Source organism: Roseateles sp. P5_E11 (assembly GCF_054049355.1).
On record NZ_JBFUMO010000463.1, the window covers coordinates 1 to 4,698 of the forward strand.

At 66.1% G+C, this 4,698-nt stretch carries 7 protein-coding genes; 2 read left to right on the plus strand and 5 right to left on the minus strand.

The features are described 5' to 3' along the window. Positions 1–231: 231 nt before the first annotated feature. Both ACXJKR_RS24620 and ACXJKR_RS24625 read right to left on the minus strand, forming a co-directional pair. Complete coding sequence (locus ACXJKR_RS24620; RefSeq protein WP_457325051.1) at positions 232–543, minus strand: hypothetical protein; 312 nt, start codon at positions 541–543, stop codon at positions 232–234. Positions 544–759: 216 nt separating this feature from the next. Continuing rightward, the gene (locus tag ACXJKR_RS24625; RefSeq protein WP_457325052.1) at positions 760–945 is read right to left on the minus strand and encodes a DUF3606 domain-containing protein; all 186 of its coding nucleotides are present in this window, start codon (positions 943–945) and stop codon (positions 760–762) included. A gap of 210 nt (positions 946–1,155) precedes the next feature. Between ACXJKR_RS24625 and ACXJKR_RS24630 the strand changes: the two genes are divergently transcribed. Beyond that, positions 1,156–1,371 (plus strand): hypothetical protein, encoded by a 216-nt coding sequence (locus ACXJKR_RS24630; protein ID WP_157281209.1) that lies wholly within the window; start codon positions 1,156–1,158, stop codon positions 1,369–1,371. A gap of 9 nt (positions 1,372–1,380) precedes the next feature. Here ACXJKR_RS24630 and ACXJKR_RS24635 read toward each other — a convergent pair whose 3' ends face one another. Together ACXJKR_RS24635 and ACXJKR_RS24640 are read right to left on the minus strand one after the other, a co-directional pair. Further along, positions 1,381–1,638, minus strand: a complete 258-nt coding sequence (locus ACXJKR_RS24635; RefSeq protein ID WP_457325053.1) for a hypothetical protein — start codon at positions 1,636–1,638, stop codon at positions 1,381–1,383. Continuing rightward, positions 1,635–1,817, minus strand: a complete 183-nt coding sequence (locus tag ACXJKR_RS24640) for a hypothetical protein (protein ID WP_056193870.1) — start codon at positions 1,815–1,817, stop codon at positions 1,635–1,637. Before ACXJKR_RS24640 ends, ACXJKR_RS24635 begins: the two co-directional genes overlap by 4 nt. Before the next feature lie 186 nt (positions 1,818–2,003). On the opposite strand from ACXJKR_RS24640, the gene ACXJKR_RS24645 reads away from it, so the two are divergent. Beyond that, positions 2,004–4,205, plus strand: coding sequence for a putative bifunctional diguanylate cyclase/phosphodiesterase (locus ACXJKR_RS24645; RefSeq protein WP_457325055.1), 2,202 nt, complete (start codon positions 2,004–2,006; stop codon positions 4,203–4,205). A gap of 21 nt (positions 4,206–4,226) precedes the next feature. Here ACXJKR_RS24645 and ACXJKR_RS24650 read toward each other — a convergent pair. Then, positions 4,227–4,698, minus strand: a 472-nt coding sequence (locus ACXJKR_RS24650; protein WP_457325056.1) for an arginase family protein, incomplete at its 5' end; no start/stop codon positions are given.

Below are 4,698 nucleotides of genomic sequence, written 5' to 3' on the forward strand. Positions count from 1 at the left end.
GTGCAGACACTGATCAAGATCCGCGGCAACCAGGTCCTCGACGTGCTGCCGCAATCAGGCCCCAAGGAGAACTACAAGAACGTTCAGGCCGCCGTCAAGCGCATGCGCAGCACGGCCGGTGGTTCCGATGAGGTGCAGGTCTCCCTGCCCGTCATAATTTCCTGACACGACGGGCATGCAGWGCAACGCGGCGGCGCGCCAATGGGGCGCCGGCAGCCCAGCTAAAGAGGCTCAGTGGCGGTCTGCGCGCGCCGGCAGGGCGTCCATGCTGCCGGTATTCCCGGATGGAGTGGCGACAGCGTTTGCGTCGCCGGGCTCGAGGTCGCCGGCGCGCCGGTCACGCAGCACGGAGCGGGCCTCGTAGAGGCAGTCGGAACGCGACTGGATGGTGTTGCCGGACAGGCAATTGGCGCGTTCCTGTTGGTAGATTTCCGTTGCACTCTGCGTTTGCGCGGTGATGGGCAACACGATCGCGACCACGGCCGCTGCGGCAACAACCGTGCGGACCGGCGTCTGCCATGAAGTGAATCGGCGGATGCTCATGACGTACTCCTGGTGGATCAGGCACTGATCGGGCTTCGCCAGCCCGGCAGTGCCGGTACCGTTGCTGGCTGGGAAGCGGGGCAATCCAAGTGCCGGCTGCGTCTGGCGCCGGGCAGATCTGGTGCTTTCCGGTTACTCGCGATGACTTGTTGACGCCTTTTGCCGCGGAGCCGCCTGACGACGTTGTTGACGTTCCAGGTCGCGACCCGCACGGCGTTACCGCTTGCTGGCTTTCAAGTGAGCCTCAACAGCCGCGGCGTCGTTGCCAACTGCCTTCACGGCCGCCTTGAGCTCGTCCGGCGTCACGCCGAACTTCGTGGCCCAGTCGCGCACCTCGTAGTCCTCGCTGAGGCTGATGCGGCTGCGATCCTGGCCGCCGGTCTTGGTCTTGTCGTCTGACATGGAAGTCTCCTGGAATGCCCATGAAACCGCCATCGTGGTGCCGTTGGAGCGAGGCGCATGAAGGACAAGTCCCCGCCGTGCTGCAAGCGTCGGCCTACGCCATGCAGAGTCCGCAGATTAGGGATGCGGCGGCGGGATGAGCCGGCGTCCTACAAGCCAGCTTGGGTGGGGCGCCCAGGATGGCATTCGCTGCGACTGCCGGAGCGTGCCATGACCCAGAGTTTTGATCGGTCCCGGCTGGCCGAAATTGCCGAAGCGCCGCCGATGCCGCGAGTGGCTTTCCCGGGCCGCGAGGAGATCGCCGTCATGCGGCGAAGCCTGCGGCGGATACGGGAACTGTTGAAACGCAAAGGCCGTGAGTCACGAGCGTCCCGCCGCGAGCGGGAACCGGCCGCAGCGGCGCGCCGCCTGGTCTCGGTGGGCTGAACCTTCGCGTTACCGGCGTTCGGCGGGAAACGTCGGCGCTTTCGGTGTGGTGCGGTCCTTGGCCAAACGTTCCAGGGTGCCGGGCTCCAGGCGGTCCCATTGAACCGCGTCTTCACCGCGCCGCGGCTCGGCCGTCTGAGCCGGGTCGCCCGGTATCGAGGCCGGCGCAACCGGTTGGGTTCGCGCGGGTGCACCCGCGACGGCGCTCGTTGCGACCGCGCAGCCTGCGAGCAGGCCGAGGGCAGAACCTGGGAGATCGAACTTCATTGCGGGCTCCTTCGCTGGGTGCGGGACAGGACACCAAAGCCGGGGAATGCGCGCGCCCAGAACGCCAGCTCGAAGATACCGCCGAGGGCCAGCAGGGCGGTGGCGCCGCTATCCAGCCCAATGCCATAGCAGGCCAGGGCGGCCAGCAAGAGGGCGGCGGTCACGAGGCGGTGTTTCATGGCATCCCGATGCAACGCTTGAGATGGTCATGCTAACGCGATGCCGCCTGCATGGCCGTCATCCAGCGTGAGTTGGCTGCCCACGACCAAGCGGGTAGAGTCAGCGGCGATTGCGGGAATCCAAGGGGCTTGCATGTTCCGTGGACTCCCACTGATATCTGGCGCCAGGGAGGCGAACAGTTAGCCATGCAATATCTGCCCTCCAGCTACGCCCCGTGGGTGGTCGCTGCGTCGCTGCTGATCGCCAGCTTTGCGTCCTATGTTGCGCTTGATCTGGCCAAGCGGGTCCGCACCCGTGACCGCGGCGTCGCCGTGAATTGGTGGGTCGGCGGCTCGCTGGCGATGGGCACCGGCATCTGGTGCATGCACTTCGTGGGCATGCTTGCCTTCTCTCTGCCGATTCCGCTCGGCTATACCGTGGTGCTGACAGTGGCATCGTGGGTCGCCGGGGTCGCCGTGTCGGCCATCGCCCTGTTTGTCGCGAGCCAAGGCGAGCTCACCTGGCGCCGCCTGGCCGGTGGTGCCATCGCGATGGGGCTGGGCATCTGCGCGATGCACTACACCGGCATGGCGGCGCTCGACATGTCGCCCGGCATCGTCTGGAATTTGCTGTTGGTCGCGGCATCGGCGCTGATCGCGATCGCTGCGTCGGCGGCGGCGTTGTTGATCTTCTTCTGGCTGCGCAAGATGGGGGAGAGGCGCGGCATGGTCTTCCAGCCCCTGGCCGCGCTGGTGATGGGCATCGCCATTTGCGGCATGCACTACACGGGCATGGCGGCGGCTAGTTTTCCGGCCGGCACCGTCTGCCTGAGCGCTGACGCGTTGGCAGGCCCGCAGCTCGGGATGATGGTGTCGGTGTCATCCGTCGCGTTGCTGGCGATGACCTTGTTCACTTCGACCCTCGACGCCCGCATGCGCAGCTCGCTGAAGGTCGCGAACGTGAAGCTGGAAACGGCCAACGAGGAGCTGCGCCGGCGTGCCTTCCAGGATCCGCTCACCGGCCTGCCCAATCGCATGCTGTTCGAGGACCGCCTGACCCACGCGCTGCAGCGCCATGCGCGCAACGGCGAGCAGATCTCGGAGCGCAATGCCGGCAAGGTGGCCGTGCTGTTTGTCGACCTGGACGGCTTCAAGCCGGTCAACGACTCGCTCGGCCATGCCGCCGGCGATGCGGTGCTGAGGGAGGTTGCCGTGCGCCTGCGTTCAGCGGCCCGCGACGCCGACACGGTGGCGCGCATCGGTGGCGACGAGTTCGTTCTGCTGATGGAGGACGTCAGCAGCCTGGTGGACTGCGTCAGCCTCGCCCGCCGCCTGATCGAGGCACTGGCGGCACCTCTGGAGATCGGCGGCCGCCGGGTCGCCTTGTCTGGATCGGTTGGCATCGCCGCCTACCCTGATCACGGTGACGGCGACAAGCTGGTCATGCATGCGGACGCCGCGATGTACACCGCCAAACGCGCCGGGGGCAGCACCTATGCGCTGTACGAGGCGCATATGGACGAAGGTGCGCAGGAGCAGCTCAATCTGCTGAACGACCTTCGCCATGCCATCGAGCATGAGCAACTGCAGCTCTATTACCAACCCAAGATCGATGGCCAGCATGGCCAGATCCGCGGTGTCGAAGCCCTGCTGCGCTGGAATCATCCGGAGCGCGGCCTGCTGGCCCCGGGTCTGTTTATCCCTCTCGCAGAGCGCTTCGGCCTCATCAACGGCCTTGGCAGCTGGGTCATCGAAGAGGCCTGCCGGCAGATGCGCGCCTGGGCCGAGATCGGGCTGCACATGCGCGTGGCGATCAACCTGTCGGTGCATCAACTGCGCGAGGAAGACCTGGCGGCGCGGATCGAAGCGGCCCTTTCCAGGAACTTGGTCGAACCCTCCCAACTGCTTTGCGAAATCACCGAATCCGTCGCGATGGAGGATCTCAAAAGCACGCAGCGCGCGTTCGAGGAGTTAGCCCGGATCGGCGTGTTTCTCTCCATCGACGATTTCGGGACCGGCTATTCCAGCCTGAGCTATCTGCGCCAGCTGCCCGCCCGCCAGCTCAAGATCGATCGCAGCTTCGTTGCCGACGTCGAGACCAGCAGCGACGCCAAGGCCATCGTCAGCGCCGTCATCCAGTTGGCCCATGAGCTGGGGTTGCGCGTCGTCGCCGAAGGTGTGGAGACCAAGGGGCAACGCGACATCCTGCTGGCGCTGCACTGCGACGAACTGCAGGGCTATTTCCTGGCGCGGCCCATGGCGGCCGAGACGCTGCAGGCCTGGACCGAAGGGCAAAAGCCCGCCGGCACGGCTGATTTCTCACCCTCTGTATTGGGTGGTCATCTCATGATGGAGGCCAGGGCCTTGGGCGCGATGGGCTTGCAGGACAACACGGCGACGCCGTTCTGACGACAACCGGGCAGCGCGGCCTCAGGCGTCGAGCAGCGTGTTCAAGATCTCCAGGCAGGCCTGGGCGGTCCGGTTGTCGGCGTCCTGTTCCTCATGCCATGCAGAGACGGAGACGGCGACGATGTTGTACGCGCGCAGGGCGCCAAAGAAGTCGGCCATGTCCGCGGCACTGGGGCCGCGCTGGACGTGGTATTTGAGCGCAGGCATATGGGCCGGGTCGTCAATGATGTCGGTGTCCCAGTGCAGGTAGATGCGCTCCTGCGGTTGCAGGTGTGCCAGCACTTCGTCGAGCGGGCAGCGCAGGATCTGGGAGCCGAGCAGGGCTTCGCGCTCGCCGGGGTCGAGATCGCGGGCATCGGCGAGAACGATTTGCTGTTGTGGATAAGCCTGCACGCCGATGGTGGCCAGGCAGGCGCGTGCCGCCTGGCTGCGCGGGTCGAGATCTTGGTCGACCCGTCCGACGAACAGGGCCAGGGGCATGCCGCCGATGTAC

Bases quoted from the DNA above. Each gene is read 5' to 3' on its own strand.
- ACXJKR_RS24620 (WP_457325051.1), bottom strand. From the start codon at position 543: ATGAGCATCCGCCGATTCACTTCATGGCAGACGCCGGTCCGCACGGTT.
- ACXJKR_RS24625 (WP_457325052.1), bottom strand. From the start codon at position 945: ATGTCAGACGACAAGACCAAGACCGGCGGCCAGGATCGCAGCCGCATC.
- ACXJKR_RS24630 (WP_157281209.1), top strand. From the start codon at position 1,156: ATGACCCAGAGTTTTGATCGGTCCCGGCTGGCCGAAATTGCCGAAGCG.
- ACXJKR_RS24635 (WP_457325053.1), bottom strand. From the start codon at position 1,638: ATGAAGTTCGATCTCCCAGGTTCTGCCCTCGGCCTGCTCGCAGGCTGC.
- ACXJKR_RS24640 (WP_056193870.1), bottom strand. From the start codon at position 1,817: ATGAAACACCGCCTCGTGACCGCCGCCCTCTTGCTGGCCGCCCTGGCC.
- ACXJKR_RS24645 (WP_457325055.1), top strand. From the start codon at position 2,004: ATGCAATATCTGCCCTCCAGCTACGCCCCGTGGGTGGTCGCTGCGTCG.